Source organism: Streptomyces marincola (assembly GCF_020410765.1).
GTDB lineage: Bacteria > Actinomycetota > Actinomycetes > Streptomycetales > Streptomycetaceae > Streptomyces > Streptomyces marincola.
The window spans coordinates 6,470,989-6,495,277 of record NZ_CP084541.1; the positions used below are offsets into that span (position 1 = coordinate 6,470,989).

General features: G+C 74.7%; 19 protein-coding genes. 10 read left to right on the top strand and 9 right to left on the bottom strand.

Annotated features, from left to right (window positions below):
* Positions 1 to 6 precede the first annotated feature (6 nt).
* From LC193_RS28240 to LC193_RS28255, 4 genes are all read left to right on the top strand, one after another.
* Positions 7 to 837: a PhzF family phenazine biosynthesis protein gene (locus tag LC193_RS28240; protein WP_226078212.1), complete on the top strand. Its 831-nt coding sequence runs from the start codon at positions 7 to 9 to the stop codon at positions 835 to 837.
* Positions 838 to 986: 149 nt separating this feature from the next.
* Positions 987 to 1,673 (top strand): response regulator, encoded by a 687-nt coding sequence (locus LC193_RS28245; RefSeq protein ID WP_226078213.1) that lies wholly within the window; start codon positions 987 to 989, stop codon positions 1,671 to 1,673.
* A gap of 331 nt (positions 1,674 to 2,004) precedes the next feature.
* Positions 2,005 to 3,729 (top strand): GAF domain-containing sensor histidine kinase, encoded by a 1,725-nt coding sequence (locus LC193_RS28250; RefSeq protein ID WP_226078214.1) that lies wholly within the window; start codon positions 2,005 to 2,007, stop codon positions 3,727 to 3,729.
* 207 nt (positions 3,730 to 3,936) lie between these two features.
* Positions 3,937 to 5,136 (top strand): globin domain-containing protein, encoded by a 1,200-nt coding sequence (locus LC193_RS28255; protein ID WP_226078215.1) that lies wholly within the window; start codon positions 3,937 to 3,939, stop codon positions 5,134 to 5,136.
* A 116-nt stretch (positions 5,137 to 5,252) separates the two neighbouring features.
* On the opposite strand, the gene narI is transcribed toward LC193_RS28255, so the two are convergent.
* From narI to LC193_RS28280, 5 genes are all read right to left on the bottom strand, one after another.
* Positions 5,253 to 5,990 carry a respiratory nitrate reductase subunit gamma gene (gene narI, locus LC193_RS28260; RefSeq protein WP_226078216.1) on the bottom strand — a complete coding sequence of 246 codons (738 nt, stop codon included), beginning with the start codon at positions 5,988 to 5,990 and terminating at the stop codon, positions 5,253 to 5,255.
* Positions 5,987 to 6,778: a nitrate reductase molybdenum cofactor assembly chaperone gene (gene narJ, locus LC193_RS28265; RefSeq protein ID WP_226078217.1), complete on the bottom strand. Its 792-nt coding sequence runs from the start codon at positions 6,776 to 6,778 to the stop codon at positions 5,987 to 5,989. Before narJ ends, narI begins: the two co-directional genes overlap by 4 nt.
* Positions 6,775 to 8,310, bottom strand: a complete 1,536-nt coding sequence (gene narH, locus LC193_RS28270; RefSeq protein ID WP_226078218.1) for a nitrate reductase subunit beta — start codon at positions 8,308 to 8,310, stop codon at positions 6,775 to 6,777. The genes narJ and narH overlap by 4 nt, the downstream gene beginning before the upstream one ends.
* Before the next feature lies 1 nt (position 8,311).
* Positions 8,312 to 12,010, bottom strand: a complete 3,699-nt coding sequence (locus LC193_RS28275; RefSeq protein ID WP_226078219.1) for a nitrate reductase subunit alpha — start codon at positions 12,008 to 12,010, stop codon at positions 8,312 to 8,314.
* A 520-nt stretch (positions 12,011 to 12,530) separates the two neighbouring features.
* A complete protein-coding gene (locus LC193_RS28280; protein WP_226078220.1) occupies positions 12,531 to 12,950 on the bottom strand; it encodes a pyridoxamine 5'-phosphate oxidase family protein in 420 nt (139 codons plus the stop codon).
* Between the two features lie 252 nt (positions 12,951 to 13,202).
* Here LC193_RS28280 and LC193_RS28285 point away from each other — a divergent pair, with 252 nt between their 5' ends.
* The 3 genes from LC193_RS28285 (at position 13,203) to LC193_RS28295 (ending at position 17,004) form a co-directional block, all read left to right on the top strand.
* Positions 13,203 to 14,453 (top strand): MFS transporter, encoded by a 1,251-nt coding sequence (locus LC193_RS28285; RefSeq protein WP_226078221.1) that lies wholly within the window; start codon positions 13,203 to 13,205, stop codon positions 14,451 to 14,453.
* 166 nt (positions 14,454 to 14,619) lie between these two features.
* On the top strand, positions 14,620 to 15,297 hold the full coding sequence (locus LC193_RS28290; protein WP_226078222.1) for a lytic polysaccharide monooxygenase auxiliary activity family 9 protein: 678 nt from the start codon (positions 14,620 to 14,622) through the stop codon (positions 15,295 to 15,297).
* 198 nt (positions 15,298 to 15,495) lie between these two features.
* Entirely contained in the window at positions 15,496 to 17,004 is a 1,509-nt protein-coding gene (locus LC193_RS28295) for a fused MFS/spermidine synthase (protein WP_226078223.1), read from the top strand.
* A gap of 51 nt (positions 17,005 to 17,055) precedes the next feature.
* On the opposite strand, the gene LC193_RS28300 is transcribed toward LC193_RS28295, so the two are convergent.
* From LC193_RS28300 to LC193_RS28315, 4 genes are all read right to left on the bottom strand, one after another.
* Entirely contained in the window at positions 17,056 to 17,715 is a 660-nt protein-coding gene (locus LC193_RS28300) for a response regulator (protein ID WP_226078224.1), read from the bottom strand.
* Positions 17,712 to 19,031, bottom strand: coding sequence for a sensor histidine kinase (locus LC193_RS28305; RefSeq protein WP_226078225.1), 1,320 nt, complete (start codon positions 19,029 to 19,031; stop codon positions 17,712 to 17,714). The genes LC193_RS28300 and LC193_RS28305 overlap by 4 nt, the downstream gene beginning before the upstream one ends.
* A gap of 129 nt (positions 19,032 to 19,160) precedes the next feature.
* Positions 19,161 to 20,117, bottom strand: coding sequence for an SDR family NAD(P)-dependent oxidoreductase (locus LC193_RS28310; protein WP_226078226.1), 957 nt, complete (start codon positions 20,115 to 20,117; stop codon positions 19,161 to 19,163).
* A gap of 74 nt (positions 20,118 to 20,191) precedes the next feature.
* The gene (locus tag LC193_RS28315; protein WP_226078227.1) at positions 20,192 to 20,956 is read right to left on the bottom strand and encodes a TauD/TfdA family dioxygenase; all 765 of its coding nucleotides are present in this window, start codon (positions 20,954 to 20,956) and stop codon (positions 20,192 to 20,194) included.
* 260 nt (positions 20,957 to 21,216) lie between these two features.
* Here LC193_RS28315 and LC193_RS28320 point away from each other — a divergent pair, with 260 nt between their 5' ends.
* From LC193_RS28320 to LC193_RS28330, 3 genes are read left to right on the top strand one after another with little or no spacing between them, the layout of a single operon-like run.
* On the top strand, positions 21,217 to 22,236 hold the full coding sequence (locus LC193_RS28320; RefSeq protein ID WP_226078228.1) for an ABC transporter substrate-binding protein: 1,020 nt from the start codon (positions 21,217 to 21,219) through the stop codon (positions 22,234 to 22,236).
* Positions 22,226 to 23,389, top strand: a complete 1,164-nt coding sequence (locus tag LC193_RS28325) for a FecCD family ABC transporter permease (protein WP_226078229.1) — start codon at positions 22,226 to 22,228, stop codon at positions 23,387 to 23,389. The genes LC193_RS28320 and LC193_RS28325 overlap by 11 nt, the downstream gene beginning before the upstream one ends.
* Entirely contained in the window at positions 23,386 to 24,228 is an 843-nt protein-coding gene (locus LC193_RS28330; protein WP_226078230.1) for an ABC transporter ATP-binding protein, read from the top strand. The genes LC193_RS28325 and LC193_RS28330 overlap by 4 nt, the downstream gene beginning before the upstream one ends.
* The last annotated feature ends 61 nt before the right edge of the window (positions 24,229 to 24,289 follow it).

Sequence of the window (24,289 nt, forward strand, 5' to 3'; positions counted from 1 at the left end):
GACCCCATGCACAGGTACACGGTGGTGGACGCCTTCAGCCGCCATCCGCTGGCGGGAAACCCCGTGGCCGTCTTCTTCGACGCGGACGACCTCACGCCCGAGGTGATGCAGCGCATCGCCCGGGAGACCAACCTCTCGGAGACCACCTTCGTCCTCCCGTCCCGGCGCGGCGACGCCCACATCCGCATCTTCACCCCCGTCAACGAACTGCCGTTCGCCGGCCACCCGATCCTCGGCACCGCGCTCGCCCTCGGCCGGCGGCTCAAGAAGGACAGCCTGCGGCTGGAGACCGCGCTCGGCGTCATCCCCATCGAACTGTTCGACGACGACGGCGCCGCGGCGGCGCGGATGCGGCAGCCCATCCCGACGTGGGAGCCCTACGAGCACGCGGCACAGCTGCTGGCGGCACTCGGCGTTCCCGCGTCGACGCTGCCGGTGGAGATCTACCGCAACGGCCCGCGCCACGTGTTCGTCGGCCTGCCGGACGTGGCCGCGCTCTCGGCGCTGCGCCCCGACCACCGGGCGCTCGGCGCGTTCCCCGACATGGCCGCCAACTGCTTCGCGGGGAGCGGCAGCCGCTGGCGCACCCGGATGTTCTCCCCGGCCTACGGCGTGGTCGAGGACGCGGCCACCGGCTCCGCGGCCGGGCCCCTCGCCGTGCACCTGGCCAGGCACGGCCTCGCCTCGTACGGCCAGGAGCTGGAGATCACGCAGGGCGTCGAGATGGGCCGCCCCTCCCTCATGCGGGTCGTCGCGCAGGGCCGGGGCGAGCACGTCCACCGGGTGACCGTCGGCGGGCACGGGACCATCGCCGCCGATGGCACCCTGTACGTCTGACCGCCGGGGCCGGGCCGCGCGGCCGGCCACGTCCGGCGCGTTCCCCGGATCAGGGCCGATCGGCCCTGGCCGTCGGGCCCTGCCCCGGGAAACCATGCTGCTCCGGGAAACCACGCCCCGGACCCAGCACACACCGCGAGGAGCGACCGATGGCGGACGAGCAGGCCGGCCCCGACACACCGACCAGGGTCTTCCTCCTCGACGACCACGAGGTGGTGCGGCGCGGGGTCCACGACCTGCTGAACGACGAGCCGGACATCGAGGTGGTCGGTGAGGCCGGCAGCGTCGCGCAGGCCCTGGCGCGCGTCCCGGCCCTGCGCCCCGACGTCGCGGTGCTCGACGTCCGCCTGCCGGACGGCGACGGCGTGACCGTGTGCCGCGAACTGCGCTCCCGCCTGCCGGAACTCGCCTGCCTCATGCTCACCTCGTTCGACGACGAGGAGGCGCTGCTCGACTCGATCATGGCGGGCGCGGCCGGCTACGTGCTGAAGCAGATCCAGGGCTCCGACCTCGTCTCGGCCGTGCGCACCGTGGCCCGCGGCCAGTCGCTCCTCGACCCGAGCGCCACCACCAAGCTGATGGCCAGGCTGCGCGGCGGCAGCCGCCAGGAGGAGGAACGGGACGCGCTGCCCGGGCTCACCGACCGGGAGCGCGAGATCCTGGTCCTCATCGGCGAGGGCCTGACCAACCGCCAGATCGGCCAGCGCCTCTACCTGGCCGAGAAGACGGTGAAGAACCACATCTCCCGCCTGCTCGCCAAGCTCGGCGTGGAACGGCGCATCCAGGCCGCCGTCATCGCCACCGAGGTCCGCGACCGGCTGCGCGGTGGCCACTGACGCCCCCGCGGGCGCGTGCTCAGCGCGCCGGGCCGCCGCGCCACGGCGGCGGCGTCGCCCTGCGGGCGCACGCGCACCGCGGCGGCTGCGCCGCGGGCGCCGGTGAACTCGACCGTCATGGGTTCCCTCCTCGGACCGATGAGCCGGACCTCCAGGCTCCCCCGGCCCGCGGCCCCGCCCCAGGGCCCTCCGGCCCCGGCCGCCGGGCCCCAGGGCCCCGGGGAGCCGCGCACCGGGCACGTGCCCAGGACGGCGGGAGGGACCGTTACCGTGGCGAAGCGGCGGGGCACGCCCCGCCGCCGGTGAGCCGGATCACGTGAGAGGAGCAGCCGTGGGACATCCCGTGGAGCCGGGGGAGGCCCGGGTGCGGCTGCCGCAGTTGCGCCTGGACGAACTGCTTGAGGAGTTGCAGGCCCGCGTCGACGCGGCCCGCGGCACCAGGGACCGGGTGCACAGCCTGCTGGAGGCGGTGCTCAGCGTCGGCAGGGAACTCGATCTCGAACAGGCGCTGCGCCGGATCGTCGAATCCGCCGCCGCGCTGGTCGACGCCGAGTACGCGGCGCTCGGCGTGATAGGCCCCGACGGCAGGCTGCTGACCGACTTCTTCACGGTCGGCATGAGCGACGAGCAGATCGCCCGCATCGGCCCTTTCCCCGAGGGCCACGGCATTCTCGGGGAGCTGATCCGGCACCCCGAGCCGCTGCGCCTCGCCAGGCTGTCGGAACACCCTTCCTCCTACGGCGTCCCCGCCCACCACCCCCCGATGCACACCTTCCTCGGGGTGCCGATCCGGGTGCGCGACCAGGTGTTCGGCAACCTGTACATGACCGAGAAGCGCGGCGGCGCCGAGTTCGACGAGGAGGACGAGTCCATCCTGTCCACGCTCGCGGTGGCGGCGGGGGTGGCGATCGACAACGCCCGGCTGTACGAGGAGTCCCGGCTGCGCGAGCGCTGGCTGCGGTCCAGCGCGGAGATCACGCACGCCCTGATGTCCGGCAGCGAGGGCGGCGAGGTGCTCGCGATGATCGCCGAGCGGGCGCTGGAGACCACGGGCGCCGCGCTCGCCGTGGTCGCGGTCCCGGTGGCGGGCACCGACGCGCTCACCGTCGAACTGGCCATCGGGCAGGAGGCGGAGAAGCACCGCGGCCTCGTGCTGCCGCTCGACGCCAGCCTGACCGGCCGCGCCTTCTCCACTGCCGTGCCCGTCACCAGCCCGGACATCGCGAGCGACCCGCGGGTCTCGGCCGGCTCCCCGCGGTTCACCGGGCTCGGCCCCGCCGTGGCCGTGCCCATCGGCACCGGCACGGGCGTACGCGGTGTGGTCCTGCTGGTCAGGACGGCGGGCCGGAGCCCGTTCAGCGACGAGGAGACCGGCCCGCTGCGGGGGTTCGCCGCGCAGGCGGCCGTCGCCATGGAGCTGGCGGAACGGCGCCGTGACGCCCAGCAGATCGCCCTGTTCGAGGACCGCGACCGCATCGCCCGCGACCTGCACGACCTCGCGATCCAGCGGCTGTTCGCGACCGGCATGACGTTGCAGAGCGCGGGCCGGTTCATCGACCACACCGAGGCCAAGGAACGGGTGTTGCGGGCCGTGGACGACCTCGACGAGACCATCAGGATCATCAGGTCGACCATTTTCGGCCTGCGGCTGCACGACGACGACCGGTCCACGGGCCCGCGCGCGCGGATCGTCCACGTCGTCGGCGAGGCGGCGCCGGTCCTCGGCTTCGCGCCCGGCCTGCGCATGGAGGGGCTGCTCGACACCCACGTGCCCAGGGAGACGGCCGACCACATCGTGGCCGTCCTGTCCGAGTCCCTGGCCAACGTCGCCAGGCACGCCCGCGCCGACCGCGTCGATGTCACGCTGGAGACGGACGGCAGCACGGTGCGCCTCACCGTGGCCGACAACGGCGTGGGCATCCCGCCCGGGGGCCGGCGCAGCGGCCTCGCGAACATGGCCGAGCGCGCCACGCGGCTCGGCGGCGACCTGAGCTGGACGACCCCGGAGGACGGCGGCACCCGGCTCGTGTGGCGGGTCCCGGTCGGCACCCCCTAGCCGGGCCGGGGGGCCGGGCGGGCAGGCCGGTTGGGCCGGGCGGCCCCGCCCGCGGCGGCGCCGCCGGGACCGGTCGGCCCGACTCGGCCGGCCGTTGGGCCCCGATGCGGCCCGAGCGCCCCCCGCGGGGCCCGGTGGCTGTTAGACACGAAATGTCCACCGCGCCGCGTGAGCGGCGGGCCACCGTCCTTGCCCCCGAGGAGACCCATGCTCTCGCCCGAGTCCGCCACCGTCGTCCGTGCCACCCTGCCCGTCGTCGGCGGGGCACTCGACGACATCACCGAACGCTTCTACAGCACGATGTTCGCCGAACAGCCCGCCCTGCTCGACGGCTTGTTCAACCGGACCAACCAGGCGAACGGCGAACAGCGCAAGGCCCTGGCCGGCTCCGTCGCCGCCTTCGCCCGCGCGCTCCTGGCCGACCCCGACGCCCGCCCGGACGCGTTGCTCGCCAGGATCGCGCACAAGCACGCGGCCCTCGGCGTCACGGAGGACCAGTACACGATCGTGCACAAGTACCTGTTCGGCGCGATCGTGGACGTCCTCGGGAACGCCGTCACCCCCGAGGTCGTCGGCGCCTGGGACGAGGTGTACTGGCTCATGGCCGGCGCGCTCATCGCCCGCGAGGCCCGCCTCTACCAGGAGGCCGGCGTCGACCCGCGCCGCCCCTGGCGGCGATGGACCGTCGTCGGGCGCCGCGAGGAGACCGCGGACGCGGCCTCCTTCCTGCTCCGCCCCGCGGACGGCGGGCCCCCGCCGCCCGCGCGGGCCGGCCAGTACGTCGGCGTCCGCGTGCGACTGGCCGACGGCGTGCGCCAGGTGCGGCAGTACAGCCTCTCCGGGGGCATCGGCGGCACGCTGCGGCGCATCACCGTCAAGCGCGTGGCCGGCGCGGCGGGGACCCCCGAGGGCGAGGTCTCCAACGCACTGCACCGCACCGCCCGGGAGGGGGACGAGCTGACGCTGTCCGCGCCGTTCGGCGACGTGGTCCTCGACGACTCCGCGGCGCCCCTGGTGCTGGCGTCCGCCGGCATCGGCTGCACCCCGATGGTCGGCATGCTGGAGCACCTGGCCGCCGCGGGCTCCGGCCGGCGGATCCGGGTCCTGCACGCCGACCGGTCCCCGGCCGACCACGCCCTGCGCGAGGACACCGGCCGCCTCGTCGGCACCCTGGCCGACGCCCGCGCGGACTTCTGGTACGGGCAGGGCGCCGGACCCGGCGCCCACGGGGGCCGGATGGACCTCGGCGGCCTGGGGCTGCCGGCCGACGCCGACGTGTACCTGTGCGGCCCGCTGCCCTTCATGCGCGATGTCCGCGCCCAGCTCCTCAGATCGGGCGTGCCCGCCCGCCGCATCCGCTACGAGGTCTTCGGCCCCGACCTGTGGCTGGCCCGCACGGAGAACTGACCACCCTCGGGAACGGCCGGCCGCCCGCCGGCCGGGCCCCGGCGGCCGGACCGCGCCGCCGGGGCCCTTCCGCGCGCCGGCGCGCGGACGACCGGCGCCCGCGCACAGCGCCCCGCTCACACGGCGCGCCCGGAGCGAGCGCCGCCGCGCGCCGCGGGACGCGCGGCGGTCGCCCGGCGCCGGTAGACCAGGTACGGGCGGACGAGGTAGCCGACCGGGGCGCTCCACACGTGCACGAGGCGGGTGAAGGGCCAGGCCGCGAAGAGCAGGCAGGCGCTGAGGGCGTGGGCCTGGAACAGCAGCGGCGCCCCGGTCATCGCCTCGGGCTGCGGCTGGAAGGTGAAGATCCCCCGGAACCACACCGACACGGTCTCGCGGTAGTCGTAGCCACCGCCGAACACGTTGTGCGTCGCGGTGGCCCCGATGCCGAGCAGCACCGTGGCCGACAGCAGCGGGAAGAGGACCTTGTCGCCGAGGTCGGTGCCCGGCCGCACCCGCGGGCTCAGCAGGCGGCGGGCGCACAGCATGCCGAGCCCGGCGACCATGGCCGCGCCCGCCAGCGACCCCGCCCACACGGCCATGGTGTGGTACGCGTGCTCGCCGATCCCCACCGCCTCGGTCCAGGAGGCGGGCACGGCCAGGCCCACGGCGTGGCCCGCGATCACCAGGAACGTCCCGAGGTGGAACAGCGGGCTGCCCCAGCGCAGCCACCGGTGTTCGAGCAGCTGGCTGGTGCGCGAGGTCCAGCCGAACTGGTCCCGCCGGTAGCGCCAGACGTGGCCGGCCGAGAACACGGCCAGGCAGGCGAAGGGGAAGGCGACCCACAGCAGCAGGCCGGTTGCCGAGACGTTCATCGATGACCTTCCGGGAACGACGGGAACGGCGGAAGCGGTGGCGGCACGACGGGCGCGTCGGCCCGCCCGGTCGGGCCCGCGGCGCCCGGCGGGGCGAACGCCCCGTCCCCGAACGGGGACAGGCCGACGTCCTCGGCCGGCGGCCCCTCGGCGGCCAGCGCGGCCACCGCCGCGCGGTCCGCCTCGGTGGCCCGCGGCAGCAGCGTCAGCAGCGCGGCCATCAGGTGCCGGTAGGGCGAGCGCGCGTCGGCCAGGGCCCGGTGGATCAGATCGAGGCCGCGCCGGTGCTGGCGCAGCGGCGCCTCGCCCGGGCCCGGGCCCGCCAGGGCGGCGAACTCCAGCACCACAGGCAGGTGGTCGGGCAGTTCGCCGCCGGCGATCTCCCAGCCCGCCGCGCGGTAGCGCCTGGCCAGGGTGAGCAGGGCCATGCCGCGGCGGCGGGTGTCGCCGTGCAGGTAGTAGGTGAGGTGCAGACTGCTCTTGCGGCGCAGGTCGAAGTGCTCGACGTAGTGCCGCTCCAGCGCCTGCGGGTCCCGGGCGGTGAACCAGTCGGTGAACGCGGCGAGTTCCGCGGCGGCAGGCGACCGCGGCAGTGCGCGGACGGCGGCGGCGACGACCGGGCGCCCCTCGGCCAGCTCCGCGTCCGGGTACTGGAGCAGCAGCGACAGCAGCCGCAGCAGCAGCGCCCGGTCCGCGGCCTGATCGGGCGTGAGCCGGGGCGGGCGGCGCACCGCGGCCCGCACCCGGGCGCGGACGATGGCGGAGAAACGCGCGGGCGCCGCGTTCACCGCCGGCCTCCCGCGCGGCTCCCCCCGGCGCGCCGGCGCACGCGGGGGAGGCCGAGCAGCACCTTCCCGCCGACCGGCTCGCCGGCGGGCGCCACCGGGCAGCGGTCCTCCACGGCGCCGAGCGCGGCGGCGTCCTCCTTGTGCGCGGCCGGCACGACATAGCGGTCCCGGTACCCGGCCACCGCGAGCAGCCGGTGCAGGTCCTCCGCGTCCCCCGCGGTCAGCCCGGCGGCCCGCAGCGCCGCCTCGTCACCGGCCGCGCCCACACCGCGGCCCCTCATGTACGAGCGCAGGGCGGTCAGCTTCATCAGCACGCCGCCGACCACGTCCGCGTCCCCCGCGGCGAACAGCTCCGCCAGGTACTCCAGCGGAATGCGGAGCCGGGTGACGGCGGCGAACACGTGGTCCGGGTCGTCCCTGTCGCCGCCCGCCGCGCCCACCGCGTCCAGGACGGGGGAGAGCGGCGGTATGTACCAGACCATGGGCAGCGTGCGGTACTCCGGGTGCAGCGGCAGCGCCACCCGGAACCTCGACACCAGCGCGTACACCGGGGAGCGGCGCGCCGCGTCCAGCCAGTCCTCCGGGATGCCCGCGGCCCTCGCCGCCGCGACCACCTCGGGGTCGGAGGGGTCGAGGAAGACGTCGCGCTGCGCGTCCAGCAGGTCCGCCTCGTCCGGGGTCGCGGCGGCCTCGCCCACCCGGTCGGCGTCGTACAGCAGCAGGCCCAGGTAGCGCAGCCGGCCGACGCACGTCTCCGCGCAGACCGTGGGCTGCCCCGCCTCCAGGCGCGGGAAGCAGAACGTGCATTTCTCGGCCTTGCCGGTGGCGTGGTTGACGTACACCTTCTTGTACGGGCACGCCGTGACGCACATCCGCCAGCCGCGGCAGCGGTCCTGGTCGACCAGGACGACGCCGTCCTCGACCCGCTTGTACAGCGCGCCGGACGGGCACGCCGACACGCAGGCCGGGTTGAGGCAGTGCTCGCACAGCCGGGGCAGGTGGAACAGGAAGGTCTGCTCGAACTCGAACCTGACCTTCTCGGCCCACTCGCCCCTCAGGTTCGGGTCGCCGCCCGCGTGCTCCGGCGCACCGCCGAGGCCGTCCTCCCAGTTCGCGCCCCAGGTGATGGCGGCCGGCCTGCCGGTGAGCACCGACCGGGGGCGGGCCACCGGCATGTCGGGACCCGCGGGCGCGCCGACCAGGTGGTCGTAGTCGTACGTGACGGGCTCGTAGTAGTCGTCGATGCCCGGCAGGCCGGGGTTGGCGAACAGCGAGAGCAGCCGCCTGACCCGGCCGCCCGAACGCAGCACCAGCCGGCCCCGGCCGTCCAGTGCCCAGCCGCCCCGCCAGCGCTCCTGGTCCTCGTACCGGCGCGGGTAGCCGACCCCTGGCTTGGTCTCCACGTTGTTGAACCAGGCGTACTCGACGCCGCTCCTGTTGGTCCAGGTCTGCTTGCAGGTGACCGAGCACGTGTGGCACCCGATGCACTTGTCCAGGTTCATCACCATGGCGATCTGCGCCATCACACGCATGTCAGTACTCCACTCGCTGGTCGCGGCGGCGGATGACGGTGACCTCGTCCCGCTGGTTGCCGGTCGGGCCGTAGTAGTTGAAGGCGTAGGTGAACTGGGCATGGCCGCCCGCGAGATGCGTGGGCTTGATCAGCAGCCTGGTCAGCGAGTTGTGGATACCGCCGCGCCTGCCGGTGAGTTCGGTCCTCGGCGTGTCCACCGTGCGGTCCTTGGCGTGGTACATGTACACGGTGCCCTCCGGCATCCGGTGGGTGACCACCGCCCGGGCGGCCACCACGCCGTTGCGGTTGTACGCCTCGATCCACTCGTTGTCCCTGACCCCGATCTTCTCGGCGTCCGCCGTGGACATCCAGATCACCGGGCCGCCCCGGGACAGCGCCAGCATGTGGGCGTTGTCCTGGTACGCGGAGTGGATGGACCACTTGGAGTGCGGCGTCAGGTAGCGCACGGTCACCTCGGCCCGGCCGGCCTCGTGCAGGTGCTCGTCGCCGTGGTGGCGACGCGCGTTCAACGGCGGCCGGTACACGGGCAGATGCTCGCCGAGTTCGGCGATCCAGTCGTGCTCGACGAAGAAGTGCTGGCGCCCGGTGAGGGTGTGCCAGGGCTTCTTGTGCTCGACGTTGATGACGAACGGCGAGTAGCGGCGCCCCCCGGTCTCCGACCCCGACCACTCGTACGACGTCATCACCGCGCGCGGCTGCGCGCGGGTGTCGGCGAACGTGATCCGCTCGGCCTCGCGTTCCGCCGCCAGCCCCACCAGGCCCTCGCTGCCGGTCTGCCGCTCCAGCTCCCTGAACCCCTCGGCGGCCAGGCGGCCGTTGGTGGTCCCGGACAGCGCGAGGATCGCCTCGCACATGTCGCTCGCGGTCGCCAGGGAAGGACGCCCGGCCCCGGCCCCCGCGCGCACGGTGCCGCAGCGGCGCCGCAGCTCCTCGATCTCCCGGTCCGGGTGGACGGTGACGCCCTTGGTCGTGGTGCCCAGGGTGTCGAGCAGCGGGCCGACGGCCCGCATCTTCTGCGCGACCGCCGCGTAGTCCCGCTCCACGACGACCAGCTTCGGCATGGTGCGCCCCGGCACCGGCGCGCACGCTCCGGTCCTCCAGTCCCGCACGGCCCCGCCCGGCTGGGCGAGTTCGTCCGGGGTGTCGTGCGTCAGCGGCACCGCGAGCACGTCGGTGCGCGTCCCCAGGTGACCGGCGGCCAGCTCGCTGAACCGGTCGGCGATCGCCAGGAACGTGTCGTAGTCCGTGCGCGCCTGCCAGGGCGGGGCGATGGCCGGGGTGAACGCGTGCACGAAGGGGTGCATGTCCGTGCTGGACAGATCGTCCTTCTCGTACCACGTCGCGGCCGGCAGGACGACATCGGACAGCAGGCCGGTCGACGTCATCCGGAAATCCATGGAGACCAGCAGATCGAGCTTGCCCTCCGGGGCCCGCTCGTGCCACACCACGTCGGCGGGCCGCTGCCCCTCCGGCGTCTCGGCGGAGCGGACGGCGGCGTCCGCGCCCAGCAGGTGGCGCAGGAAGTACTCGTTGCCCTTGCCCGACGAACCCAGCAGGTTCGCCCGCCACACCGTCAGCACCCGGGGGAAGTTGGCCGGGGCGTCCGGGTCCTCGGCGGCGAACCGCAGGCGACCCGAGGCCAGCTCCTCCACGACGTGCTCGGCGGCACCGCGCCCGCGCCGCGCCGCCTCGTCCGCCAGGTCGAGCGGATTGCGGTCGAACGCGGGGTGGCCCGGCGTCCACCCCAGGCGCACGGCCTGCGCGACGCAGTCCGCGAACGCCCTGCCCCTGAACCGGCCCTCGCCGAGCGGGGAGGCCAGCTCGTCGGGGCCGAACGACTCGTAGCGCCACTGGTCGGTGTTCAGGTACCAGTAGGACGTGCCCGCCATGTGCCGGGTCGGCCGCTGCCAGTCGAAGGCGAACGCCAGATGCTGGAAGCCGGTCAGCGGGCGCACCTTCTCCTGCCCCACGTAGTGGGCCCAGCCGCCGCCGTTCACCCCCTGGCAGCCGGTCATGGTCGTCAGCGCCAGGAACGCCCGGTAGGTCGTGTCCGAGTGGAACCAGTGGTTGGTGCCCGCGCCCATCGCGATCATCGAACGCCCCTCGGTGCGCTCGGCGTTGCGGGCGAACTCGCGCGCGATGCGGGCGGCCTGCCCGGCCGGCACCGACGTGATCGTCTCCTGCCAGGCGGGCGTGTACGGCTCGGCCGCGTCCTCGTACGAGGACGGCCAGCGGCCGGGCAGCCCGGGGCGGCGCACCCCGTACTGGGCGAGCATCAGGTCGAAGACGGTGGTCACCAGCCGGCCGCCGAGCCGCCGTACGGGCACGCCGCGCGACATCACCGAGCCGCCCTCGGTCACGCCCTCGTCGAACCGCGGCAGCGCCACCTCCACCGCGTCCTCCGCCGCCTCCAGCAGGCTCAACTCCGGTTCGACTCCGGCGAGATCGAGGTTCCACCGGCCCTGCCCCGCCGTCTCCCACCGGAAACCGAGCGAGCCGCCCGGCACCACCGCCTCGCCGGTGGCCCGGTCGAACAGCACCGTCTTGGCCGCCGCGTGCTCCTCCTCGCTGCCCAGGTCGGCGGCGGTCAGGAAGCCGCCGGGCACCAGCCCGTGCGGGCCCTCGCGCAGGGTCACAAGGAACGGCGCGTCCGTGTACGTCCGCAGGTACGCGCGGAAGTACGGCACGTCCCGGTCGACGAGGAACTCCCGCAGGATCACGTGCCCCATGGCCATCGCCAGCGCCCCGTCGGTGCCCGGGTGCGGGGCCAGCCACTCGTCGGCGAACTTCACGTTGTCCGCGTAGTCGGGACTGACCGCGACGACCTTCGTGCCGTTGTAGCGGGTCTCGGTCAGGAAGTGCGCGTCGGGCGTGCGGGTCACCGGGATGTTGGAGCCCCACATCACCAGGTACTCCGCGTTCCACCAGTCCGCCGCCTCGGGCACGTCCGTCTGGTCGCCGAAGACCTGCGGGGAGGCGACGGGCAGATCCGCGTACCAGTCGTAGAACGACAGCAGGGTGCCGCCGATCAGCGACATGAAGCGGGAACCGGCCGCGAAGGAGGCCATCGACATGGCCGGGATCGGTGAGAAGCCCGCCACGCGGTCGGGCCCCCACCGCTTGATGGTGTGCACGTGGGCGGCGGCCACCAGCTCGGTCACCTCGTCCCAGTCCGCGCGCACCAGGCCGCCCTTGCCGCGCGCCCGCTTGTACGCGCGGCTGCGCACCGGGTCATCCGTGATCTCGGCCCACGCCGCCACCGGGTCGCCGAGCCGGCGCCGCGCCTCGCGCCACATCGTCAGCAACTCGCCTCGCACGTACGGGTACCGCACGCGGCTGGGGGAGTAGGTGTACCAGGAGAACGAGGCCCCGCGCGGGCAGCCGCGCGGCTCGTACTCGGGGCAGTCCGCGCCGATCGAGGGATAGTCGGTCGCCTGGTGCTCCCAGGTGATGATGCCGTCCTTGACGTAGACAAGCCACGAGCAGGAACCGGTGCAGTTGACGCCGTGCGTGGAGCGCACCACCTTGTCGTGGGCCCAGCGGTCCCGGTAGAACCCCTCCCATCCGCCGTCGTCACGCCCGAACACGGCACGGCCGTCGGCGGACACCGTGCCCCGGGTCAGCAGGCGGCGGGCGGCGAGCGGCCAGTCGCGCCCGGTCCGCGGCTCGCGCCGCCGCGCGTTCTCGTCCTTCTCCATGCCGCGGAACCTACGCGGGCCCGCCGTGCGGCTCTTGGGCCGAACGCCCTCGCGACCGGCGCCGTGCGGCTCCCGCGAGGACCGCGGGAGGGGGCCCATCGGCCCACGGCGAGGGTCGGTCGGCGCGGTCCTGGGAGCGTCGCCGCGGTGCATGCTGAGGGGGATCGGACCGGGGGCGGCGCACGCCCGGCCGGACCGGGCGCCGACCCGGCCCGCTTCCCCGTCGCGGGTCAGGCCCGGCCGCGGGCGCGTCCCACGCCGCCCTTCCGGCCCGATCGCGTCCGCCGGCCCGGCGGCTGGGCCGGGCAGGCGGATGCCCGCGCCCGGCCGCGGCCCTGGCCGGGCGCGGGCACCGGCGGCACGCCGTCCGCGCCCCCGGCGGGCCGCCGCCCGGCGCGCCCGGCCCCCGGCCCCCGGCCCCCGGCCGGCGGCCCCCGGCCGGGCCGCGACGCCCGTGCACGCCACCGGTGCCGTGACGCCCCCGCGCACCGGTACGCGGGGGGCGCGGCGCCGGCCGGGCTCAGGAGGCCGCGAGTTCCCGCCCGGTGACCATCGCCGGCTCGATCCTGACGAACTGGACGGAGGAGTCCGGCTGGGACGGCATCCACGACCTGGGCCCGGTCCGCAGCAGGCGCTGGTGTTCGGCCGGGTCGGTCACCAGGGTCGCCGGGCCGGTGACGACCACGCTCCAGCCGGATCTGTTCGCGGCGTCGAACGCGTCCGCCTCGAACGCGACCACGACGCCGCCGACGGCGCGCGCGAGATCCGACCCGGTCGCGGTGCGCAGCAGGATCGACGTGTCGGTGTCCAGGGCGAAGTTCACCGGCAGTACCGCGGGCAGCGCCTGCCGCGTGTACACGATGCGACCGACCGGCACCCCGGCGAGAAGCCGCAGGCACTCCTGCCGGTCGATCGGGCGGAAGCCGTCGTTGTGCGCCATCCCCCCATGCTCCCCGCCCGCACCGCCGCGCCGTCAGGGCCGGTCGGCCCCATCTGCCGGCGGCCGGGCCGCAGGGACGGCCGGGGCCCCAGGCGCGGGACCCGCGGCCCGGCGCCACGGGCCCCTCGGGCCCTCTCCCCGGCGGCGGCGGGCGGCGGACAGTGGCAACCGGCCGCCCCGGTCGCCCCACGGAGGCGTGCGGTCCGGGCGCGGAGCCACCGCCGCAGCACTGCGCGAGAAGGGACGGGCGGCATGCTGGAGCCGTCGACACGGAAGAATGACCGGGAGCCGGGGGCGAGGGCCGAGCCGGTGGCCCGGCGGGCATGGCTGACGCTGGCGTTGGCCACGGCCGGGTTCACCGTCAACTTCTGGGCCTGGGCACTGCTCAGCCCCCTGGGCCCGCGGTTCGAGGACAGCCTCGCGCTCTCCTCGTTCCAGCAGTCGCTGCTCGTGGCGGTGCCCGTCGTGGTCGGCTCGCTGGGCCGCGTACCGGTCGGGGCGCTCACCGACCGGTACGGCGCGCGCGTGATGTTTCCGCTGGTCTCGGCGTCCACCATCGTGCCGGTGCTCTTCATCGGCCTGGGCGGGCACTCCTCGCTGGCCGCGCTGCTCGCGGGCGGGTTCTTCCTCGGCATCGGAGGCACGGTGTTCGCCGTCGGAGTGCCCCTGGTCACCGCCTGGTTCCCGCCGCGCAGGCGGGGTCTTGCCATCGGCGTCTTCGGCATGGGCATGGGCGGTACGGCCATCAGCGCGCTGACCACCGTGCGGCTGGTGGACGCGGGCGGCACGGCGACCCCGTTCCTGATCACCGCCGCCGCCCTGGCCGGGTACGCGGTCGTGTCGGCCCTCCTGATCCGGGACGCCCCGGGGCGTGCGGTGCCGGCGCAGCCGCCGGCCCGCCGCCTGGCGAGGACCTGCCGGCTGCGCGTCACCTGGCAGGCGTCGGCGCTGTACGCGGTGACCTTCGGCGGCTACGTGGCCTTCTCCGTCTACCTGCCCACCTACCTGAAGACCGGCTACGGCCTCGACCAGGCGGACGCGGCGAACCGGATGGCCGGGTTCGTGGTCCTCGCGGTGGCGATGCGCCCCGTCGGCGGCTGGCTCTCGGACCGGATCGGTCCGGTGCGTGTGCTCAGGGCCTCGCTCGGCGCGGTGCTCGTCGCCGCCCTCGCGCAGGCCACGACCCCGTCGCTGACCCCGACCGGCACGATCGCGTTCCTCGCCATGGCCGCCGCGCTCGGGGCGGGCAGCGGGGCGGTCTTCGCCCTGCTGGCCCTGACCGCCCCGGCGGACCAGGTCGGCTCCGTCACCGGCGTCGTCGGCGCCGCCGGCGGTCTCGGCGGCTTCGTGCCGCCGCTGGTGATGGGCGCGCTGTACGGCGCCCACGGCTCGTACGCGATCGGCCTCGTCCTGCTCGGCCTCGTCGCCCTGCTGGCCCTGGCCCTCACCGGGGCCGGCGAGCGCTCGCCGGGCCGCCGGGGCGTCGCGCCGCTCCCGCGCTGACGGCGGTCACCGGGCGGGGCAGCGCGGAGAGGGAGCCGGGGCCCGAGGAACCCGCGGTGCGCGAGGGGTGTTCCGGCGGTGTGCCACCGGGTACGGTGGCACCAGCTATTGGGAGCGCTCCCATGCCGGAATCCCCACCCCACTTCCGGAAGACGGAGACCGCACAATGTACGCAGAAACCCCCACACGCCGCTGGACGCTGCGGGTGATCGCGCCGGTGCTGGCCGGTGTGGTCGGCCTGCTCGCCCTGTTCCTGAGCCCCTGGAGCGACTCGGCCCGCGCGCACGGATCGATCGTGGATCCCGCCTCGCGCAACTACGGCTGCTGGGAACGCTGGGGCCACGACCACCTGAACCCGGCCATGCAGCAGCAGGACCCCATGTGCTGGCAGGCGTTCCAGGCCAACCCGAACACCATGTGGAACTGGATGAGCCTGTTCAGGGAGAACCTGGCCGGCGACTTGCGGGGCGCCATCCCGGACGGGAAGCTGTGCAGCGCCGGTGACGCCCAGGGCGGCCTGGCGAGTTCGCTGGACAGGCCGGGCCGGTGGACCACCACGGACGTCGGCAGCAACTTCAGCGTCCACCTGTACGACACGGCGAGCCACGGCGCGGACTACTTCCAGGTCTACGTCACCAAGCAGGGCTTCGACCCCACCACCGACGCGCTGGGCTGGGACGACCTCGAACTCGTGGAGCAGACCGGCAGCTACCCGCCGGCCTCCGACATCACGTTCGACGTCCAGGCTCCCGGTCGCAGCGGGCACCACATCGTCTACACCATCTGGCAGGCGTCGCACCTGGACCAGACGTACTTCATCTGCAGCGACGTCAACTTCACCTGAGCCGGTCCGCCAGGCCGCCGCTCTTCCCGCCCACCGGGCCCCGACGGGCCCGGTGGGCCTCTCGCGCGCCGCCCGCCGCCCGGCCGACCAGCGGCGATCCCTCCGTTCCCTGGCCAGGACCCCGTTTCCTGACGGCGTTCCGCTGCCTGTACCGTTCGCCCGGAACGAGCCCGGAGCGGCTCTCCGAGGGAGGCGGGCATGGTGGCGGACAGCGGAACGGTGAGTGCGCCGGGGATCGGTCCCCGGGCCGGGGCCGTCCTGGTCTTCGGGTCCTCGGCGGCGGTGCTGGTCGTCGAGTTGGTGGCGCTGCGCCTGCTGGCGCCGTACGTCGGGCTCACCATGGAGATGAACACCATGGTGATCGGCATCGCCCTGTCCGCGATCGCCTTCGGTTCGTGGGCCGGCGGACGGGCCGCCGACGTCGTGGCGCCCCGCCGGGCGCTCGGACCGCTGCTGCTGCTTTCGGGGCTGGCCGTGGCGGTGACGCCGGCCCTGGTGCGGCTGGTGGGCGAGTCGGGGGGCGGCCCCGCGCTGCTCGTCGGCGGTGCCTGCCTGTTCGTCCCGGCCGCGCTGCTCACGGCGGTGACGCCCATGGTCACCAAGCTCCTGCTGGTCGACCTGGCGGTGACGGGAACGGTCGTGGGGCGGCTGTCGGGCATCGGCACGGCGGGCGGGATCGCCGGCACCGTGCTGACCGGCTTCGTGCTGATCTCCATCGTCCCGGTCAGCGCCATCCTGATCGCCCTGGGCCTGCTCCTGCTGGTCACGGGCGTGCTGGTCGACGCCTCCCTGCGGGACTGGCGCCGCGGCCGGCAGGCACTCGTGGCGAGTGTGGTCGTGGGCGGCAGCGTGACGGCGAGCGCCGTCGTGCCGAGCGGCTGCGACGCGGAGACGCGCTACCACTGCGCGAGCGTGGTGGAGGACCCCGAACGGGACAGCGGCCGGACCCTGGTCCTCGACGGGCTGCGTCACTCGTACGTGGACCTCGACGACCCCGAGTACCTGGACTTCGCCTACGTGCGGGCCATCGCCTCCCTGATCGACACCGCCTATCCGGAGGGCGAGGCGCTGAACGCCTACCACCTGGGCGCCGGCGGGCTCTCGATCCCGCACTACCTGGAGGCGGTGCGACCCGGCTCCACCAGCGTGGTCTCCGAGATCGACCCCGGCGTGGTCGAGGCCGACCGGCGGTGGCTGGGCGCGGAGACGGACGAGGACCTCAGGGTGAGGGTGGAGGACGGCAGGATCGGACTGCGGAGGATCGCCACGGACTCGCGGGACCTGGTCGTCGGCGACGCGTTCGGGGGCATCAGCGTCCCCTGGCACCTCACGACCCGGGAGGCGCTCGCCGACATCGACCGTGTGCTGCGCCCCGAGGGCGCCTACGTCGTCAACATGATCGACCACGGCGAGCGCGCGTTCGTCAGGGCGGGAGTCGCCACGCTGCTTGCGGAGTTCGACCACGTCGCGGTGGCGGCGGAGCGCGGCGCGTTCGACGAGACCGGCGGCGGCAACTTCGTGGCCTCGGCCTCGGACCGCGCGTTCGACGCGGCGGCGTGGGCGGAGCGCTACGCCGAACGCGGCGGGCGCGGCGACTGGGAGGTCATCGAGGGCGCCGAACTCGCGGAGTGGGTCGGTGACGCGCAGGTGCTGACGGACGACTTCGCGCCCGTCGACCAGCTGCTCACGCCCTACCCGCGGCCCTGAGCGGGCGGCCACCGGGCCGCGCGGGGACCGACGGCGGCCCGGTGACCCGCGTCATGACGGTGTGACGAGGCGCGCCTCGTAGGCGAAGATCGCGGCCTGTGTGCGGTCGCGCAGGCCCAGCTTCACCAGCACCCTGCTGACGTGCGTCTTGACGGTGGACTCGGCGACCAGCAGCCGGTCGGCGATCTCGGCGTTCGACAGGCCGTGCGCGATGAGCGCCAGCACCTCCGTCTCGCGCTCGGTGAGTTCGCCCACCCGCACTCCCGCGGGCGGGGCCGGCGGCCCGCCGCGCCGGGCGAACTCCACGATCAGCCGCTTGGTCACGGTCGGCGCCAGGAGCGCCTCGCCCGCCGCGACCACCCGTACCCCGTCGGCGAGCTGGCGGGCCGAGGCGTCCTTCAGCAGGAAGCCGGACGCCCCGGCGCGCAGTGCCTGGTACACGTACTCGTCCAGGTCGAAGGTCGTCAGCACGAGCACCCGCGGCGCGTGGTCGGCGGAGACGATCCGGCGGGTCGCCTCGATGCCGTTCAGCTCCGGCATCCGGATGTCCATGAGCACGACGTCCGGGCGCAGCGCGGCGCTGCGCTCGATCGCCTGGCGGCCGTCCACCGCCTCGCCCGCCACCTCGATGCCGGGCTGGGCGTTCAGCAGCACGGAGAAACCCTCGCGGACCATGGCCTGGTCGTCGACGATCAGCACCCGGATCGTCATGCGCCGGCCCTCGCGACGAGGGCGAGCGGGAGGAAGACGGAGACCTCGAAGCCGCCGTCCGCGGTGGGCTCCGCCGTCATCTCGCCGCCCAGCATCGCCACCCGCTCCCGCATGCCGGCGATGCCGTGCCCGGCGCCGGGCGATGGGGGCGCCGGCGCCTGCGGCGGGCCGTTGACGACGCGCAGGCCGAGGCCGCCGAGCACATGGGAGACGTCGACGCGGGCGGCGGCGCCGGGGGCGTGCCGCAGGGCGTTGCTCAATGCCTCCTGGACGATGCGGAACGCGGACAGCTCGACGCCCTGCGGGAGTTGCCGCTCGGTGCCGGTGACGGTCTTCTCCACGGGCAGGCCGGCCCCGCGCACGTTGTCCAGCAGGCGGTCGAGGTCGGCGAGCGTCGGCTGCGGCGCGTCGGGGGCCTCGTGGTCCTCGGCGCGGACCACCCCGAGGACCCGCCGCAGCTCGGCCAGCGCGGCCACCGCGTTCTCCCTGATCGTCGCGAATGCCTGTGTCAGCTCGGGCGGCGCGCTGTCCACCCGGTAGGGGGCCGCCTCAGCCTGGATCGCGACGACCGACATGTGGTGCGCCACCACGTCGTGCAACTCGCGGGTGATGGTGGTGCGTTCCTCCAGCCGCGTGCGGCGCGAACGCTCCTGCCGCGTGACGGCGACCTGCCGCACGACCTCGTGGCGCGATTCGAGCCAACCGCGCAGCAGCAGCGCGGTGAGCAGCGTCAGGAAGGAAACGGCGGCCATGGTCCACGTGTTGTCGTCCCGCCAGCCCCGCCAGGACACTCCGGGGAAGGCCGTGATCAGGGCGCTGACGAGGACGGTGAGCGCCCACATCCCGGCGACCGCGCGCGCCCTGGAGCGCACCGCCGCCAGGACCATCACCAGGGTGTGCGTCACCATCTGGCCGGGAAGCCAGGGCCAGTGGAACGACACGTCCTGGTAGGCGATCACCACGCACCCCGCGAGGGAGAGCCACCAGGCGCCGACGGGGTGGAGCAGCGCGGCGATCAGCGGAACTCCGAAGCACAGCACGCTCAGCCACGGTGTGTACCGGTCCCAGGAGTGGATCCGTTGGGCGGAGAGCAGCATCGCCACCACCGCGGTCAGCACGACGGCCGCGTGCGGCAGCCAGGGCGCCGCGGCGCGGGCACCTTCCGGCAGGCCGCGCAGGGGGCCGGCGACGGGCATGGGCGGAAGCGGCCGGAAGGGAATCGCGCCGGTGGGCAGTTTGCCGCGCAGGACGTGGATCTTCCTGCGGGCGGAGCGCAGTTCGCTTCTCAGCGTGTGGTGTTCGGCGGTCTGGGTCACGCCGACACGGTAGGCGGCGGCATGGGCCGCGGTCGTCCCCAACGCTGCCGATCCGCGGAGTCCCCCTTGAGTACCACGCCCCTCATCCGCCCCGCTGACCATGGTCGCCGCGGCCACCGGAGGCAGGCGTCACCGGCCCGGCGTCGCGAAGGCGTCGAGGCCGGTCAGCTCCGCGGACAGGGCCCACAGCCGGGCGGCCTGCTCCGGGTCGCGGGCGTGCGCGGCGACGCCGTCGGCCGGGGCGATGTCGCAGTCCTGGCAGTAGACCCCGCCGTGCCCGGCGAGCCGCGGGGACGTGGCCGCCCACACCTGGGTCGCGGCCCCCTGCTCCGGCGTCTTGAACGTCGGGTCGATCCCGTTGCCCTCCTCGTCGATCCACCCGGCTTCCACCATCTCGGCCCGCGGCAGGTGCCGCTGGAGCGGCGTGAGGATGGGGCCCGGGTTGAGCGAGAACGCCCGCACGCCGTGCGCCTGTCCCAGCGCGTCGAGGTGCAGCGCGAACAGCGCGTTCGCCGTCTTCGCCTGCCCGTAGGCCAGCCACTTGTCGTAGCCGCGCGTGAACTGCGGGTCGTCCCAGCGGATTCCGGAGCGCCGGTGCGCGCCGGAGGACACGGCGACGACCCGGGCGCCGGCGCGCGCGAGCGCGGGCCAGAGCAGGTTGGTCAGCGCGTGGTGGCCGAGGTGGTTGACCGCGAACTGCGCCTCCCAGCCGGGGCCGACCCGCGTCTCGGGGCAGGCCATGACGCCCGCGTTGTTGATGAGGAGGTCCACGGCGCGGCCCGAGTCGAGAACGCCGCGCGCGAACGCGTGGACGTCCGCCAGGTCCGCCAGGTCGAGCCGCGCCACCTCGGCGCCTTCGATGCCGGCGAGCGCGTCCCGCGCGGTGTCGGGACGCCGGGCCGGAACGATCACCCGGGCTCCGGCCCGCGCCAGGGAGCGGGCCGTTTCCAGGCCGAGGCCGGAGTAGCCGCCGGTCACGATGGCGAGCTTGCCCGACAGGTCGATGCCGTCGAGGACGTCGTCCGCCGTGCTGCGCTCGCCGAAGCCGGAGTCGATGGGGCGCTGGGGGGTGCTCGTGTTCGTCATGCGGCGACGCTACGGGCTGGAGAGCACTCGAAGTCAACCGCCGCGTGCCGACGAGCGCGGCCCGGCGGCCGAGATCACCGCGCGTCGGTGGTGCGAAGGGTGAGGATGCGTACGGCCCGGTCGCCGGTGTGGGCCTCGCGGCCGTGCCAGCAGCGGTAGTTGTCCAGCAGGAGGATCTCGCCCTCGGCGAGGGTGAAGCGCGGCAGGCCGTCCTCCAGGGCGCGCACGGTCTTCCCGAAGCGGTCGAGCATGGCGCGGACATGCGCGGTGGCGGGGTCGCGGTGCAGCGGGACGGCGCCTTCCGCTCGCCGCACGATGCGCCGGCCGGTGCGGGTGTACTCCACGTGCCTGGCGACGCGGGGCGTCGCGGGCAGGCCCCGGAGGTCCGGTGACCAGGCGCCGTAGAGGTCGACGTCCGTGCCGGTGAGGAACTCCCACAGCTCCGGATCATCGGCTCGGCAGTCGTCGGCGAAGCGATAGGCGTCCGCGAGGAACGACCGGCCGCCCGAGCCGGGGGCGCGGACGCACTGGATGAGCACGTGGTCCTCGTCCGGGTCCCGGTGGCGCACCGGCACCCCGCCGATGTCGACGAGGAGGTCGAAGCTGTCGGCGTGCAGGTGCACGGGCCCCGCGTCGGCGGCACGCCGCAGCCGGGGCGGGAAGAGCTGCCGCAGGCGGCTGCCGAGCACGCCGGCCGCCGCGGTGAACAACGCGTCCTCCGTGCTCTCCCAGCCCGTGAGGATCACCGCGCCGTCGCGCGCCAGCAGCCGGCGGGCGTCGGCCGCTCGTGCGGCCGGGGCCCGCTCGGGCACGAGCCCGGGGCCGGGAAGTGCAGGCATGGTGCCATGATGCAGTTGTTGCCAATGATTTGCAATAAGCTGGAGGCGTCGGGCCCCTGACGGGGTGGCAGGAGCGGGCGCGGAGAGCGTCCATCCCCGGGCCGGGCCGATCCGCTTCCGGGAGGGGAGGTGCGTACCGGCCGGTCGTGCGGACGGAAGGGCGCCCCTGTCCGAGACCTACGTGACATGAAAATCGCTTTCAGTACACTACGGGCGCTTCCGGTGGAAGCGCGAAGGCAGTGACCGCTCTGGAGGTCCCCATGCTCAGCCGTGCACGCCGTCGCGCTCCGCTCGGCGCTTTCGCAGCCGCACTCCTCCTCGTACCGCCGGCCGCCGGCTGCTCCACTCCCGGGGAAGGGGACGGCTCGGCCGCGGCGGATCCCGACGCGGCGTCCGTGGAGAGCTGCGGCCGCACGCTGGCCCCGGCGACGCCGCCGGAACGCATCGTCACCCTCGACCAGTCCGCGACCGAGACACTGCTGGAACTCGGGCTGGCCGACCGCATGGTGGGCACCTCGAACCTCAAGGTCCCTGTCGCCCCGGAGCACCAGGACGCCTACGGGCGCATCCCGGTGCTGAATCCGGAGATCCCCACGGCCGAGCAGGTGCGCGCGGCGACACCGGACGCGGTCGTCGCCTCCTTCGCCGACGGCTTCACCCGCGACAGGGCCGGTACCCGCGCCGAGTTGGCCGAGCTCGGGGTGCTCTCGTACGTCAGCGCGGTCGACTGCCCCGAGGACCACCCGCACGTCACGGCGTTCGACCGCCTGCTCCTCGACTACGAGAGGCTGGGCCGGCTGTTCGGCGCCGAGGACCGCGCGGAAGCCCTCGTCGCCGAGCAGCGGCAGGCCATCGATGCCGCCGCCGGCGGGGAACTGGCGGAGGAGCCGACGCTGGTCTGGCTCTACTCGGTCTACAACGGACTGCCCTACGTGGCCGGCGGCACCGGACTGCCCAGCGAGATGAGCGCGCTGATCGGTGCGAGCAACGCGTTCGACGATGTGCCCGAGGACTGGCCGGAGGTCTCCTGGGAGGAGATCGCCGACCGGGACCCGGACGTGATCGTCGTCGGCGACCTGGCCGAGCGCGGCGCGCCGGGCGACAGCGCGGAGGAGAAGATCGAGGTCCTGCGGGACGACCCGGTGACCTCACGCCTGACGGCCGTGCAGGAGGACAGGATCGTGGTCGTCCCCGGCATCGGGATGGACCCGTCCGTCCGCAGCGTGCACACCCTTGACCTGGTGGTGGACGGCATACGGGGACTCGGCCATGTCCGCTGAACCCGCCGGCCCCGCCGCCGGGGCCGCGACATCCGCGTCCGGCGACCCGGCCGGCCCGCTCCCGGACGTGCTGCACCCGGCCGTTCCCGTGGCGGCCCTCCGGCTGCCCCCGGCGCCCGTGGCGACGCCCGGGACCGAACGGCCCGGGGTCGGGCCGCTGCCGGCGTTTTTGGCGGGAACCGCGGTGCTGCTTGCGTCCATGGTGCTGGCGGTCCGGCTCGGCGCGAGCGACATCTCCTACGGGGAGATCGGCCGCGCGGTGGCCGGCCGGATGTGGCTGGACGTCGAGGCCCTGCCGCCGCTGCGCGACTCCCTCATCTGGGACCTGCGCGTGCCGCGCGTGCTGCTGGCCGCCCTGGTCGGCGCCTCGCTGGCGGTCTGCGGCGCCGTGCTGCAATCCATCACCCGCAACGCCCTGGCCGACCCCTATCTGCTGGGCGTCGCCTCCGGCGCCTCCACGGGAGCCGTCACCGTCCTCGTGCTCGGAGCGGGCGCGGACTCCCTCGGGATGACGGGCGGGGCGTTCGCCGGCGCGCTGCTCTCCTTCGGCCTGCTGCTCCTGCTGCTGCGGCGCACAGCCCTGGACTCGAGTCGGGTCGTGCTGACCGGCGTCGTCGTGTGGCACCTCTTCGTCGCCCTCACCTCGCTGCTCCTGATGGCGTCGGGCGACGCCGACGACACGCGCGCGATGATGCGCTGGCTGCTGGGCTCGATGGCCACCGCCCGCTGGGACGCCGTGGTGATCTGCGCGGTGGTGGGCGCGGCGGGGCTGCTGGTGTGCTGGCTGTGCGCGACGGCGCTCGACGGCTTCGCGTTCGGTGCGGACACCGCCGCCTCGCTCGGCGTCAACGTGAAGGCCACGCGCGTGGTGCTGCTGGTCACCACCGCGCTGCTGACCGCCGCGGCCGTGGCGTACGTCGGGGCGATCGGCTTCGTCGGACTGATCGTGCCGCACGGCGTGCGCTTCGTCGTCGGGCCCACCCACCGGCTGCTGCTTCCGTTCTCCGCCCTGGCGGGGGCGGTGTTCCTGGTGTGGTCCGACGCCCTGGCGCGCACCGTCTTCGACCCGCGCGAGGTGCCGGTCGGGGTGTTCACGGCGCTGGTGGGCGTGCCGCTGTTCCTGCTGATCCTGCGGCGACGGGGAGAGATATGAGCGCCGCGGATAAGGCACTGGCGATCGAGTTCGACGCCGTGAGCTGGGCGACGGGCGGCCGGACCATCCTGCGGGAGGTGACGGCCCGGGTCGAACCCGGTGAGACGGTCGGCCTGATCGGCCCCAACGGCTCGGGGAAGTCCACGCTGCTGCGCTGCGCCGCCGGCCTGCGCACTCCCTCCGCGGGCGCGGTCCGCTACGGCGGGCAGGACATCGCCGGGTGGAGCGCGCGGCGCATCGCGCGGCACGTCGGCTTCGTGGAGCAGGCCGCGGAGGCGGGGAGCGACTTGCGGGTGGCCGAGGTCGTCGCGCTGGGCCGCACCCCTTTCCGCGACCGGTGGCGCGGCCTGAGCCCGGCCGACCACGCGATCGTCGACGCCGCCCTGGCCCGGATGGACCTGAGCGGGCTGCGCTCCCGCGCGTGGCGGACCCTCTCGGGCGGCGAACGTCAACGAGCCCACCTCGCCCGCGCGTTGGCGCAGCGGCCCTGGGCGCTGCTGCTCGACGAGCCGACCAACCACCTCGACATCCGGCACCAGCTGGACCTGCTGGACCTGCTGGCGGCCACCGACCGGACGGTGCTCGTGGCCCTGCACGACCTGTCACTGGCCGCCCGCTTCTGCGACCGCCTCCTGCTGCTCCACGGCGGTCGCCTGGCCGCCATCGGCACACCCAGGGAGGTCCTGACCCCGCAGCGGCTGCGGGACGTCTTCGGTGTCGCGGCGGACATCGGGCACGACAGCCTCGGCAACCCCTCCGTCGCCTACCGCGGCGTCAGTCGACCGCCGCGTAGGGCATCCACGCGGCGTGCACCCGCGCCACCGCGCCCCGGGCCGTGAGCCGCCGGCGGAACGCGCGGAGCGGCGCCGCGCGCTCACCCGGAAGCCGCCCCGGACCCGT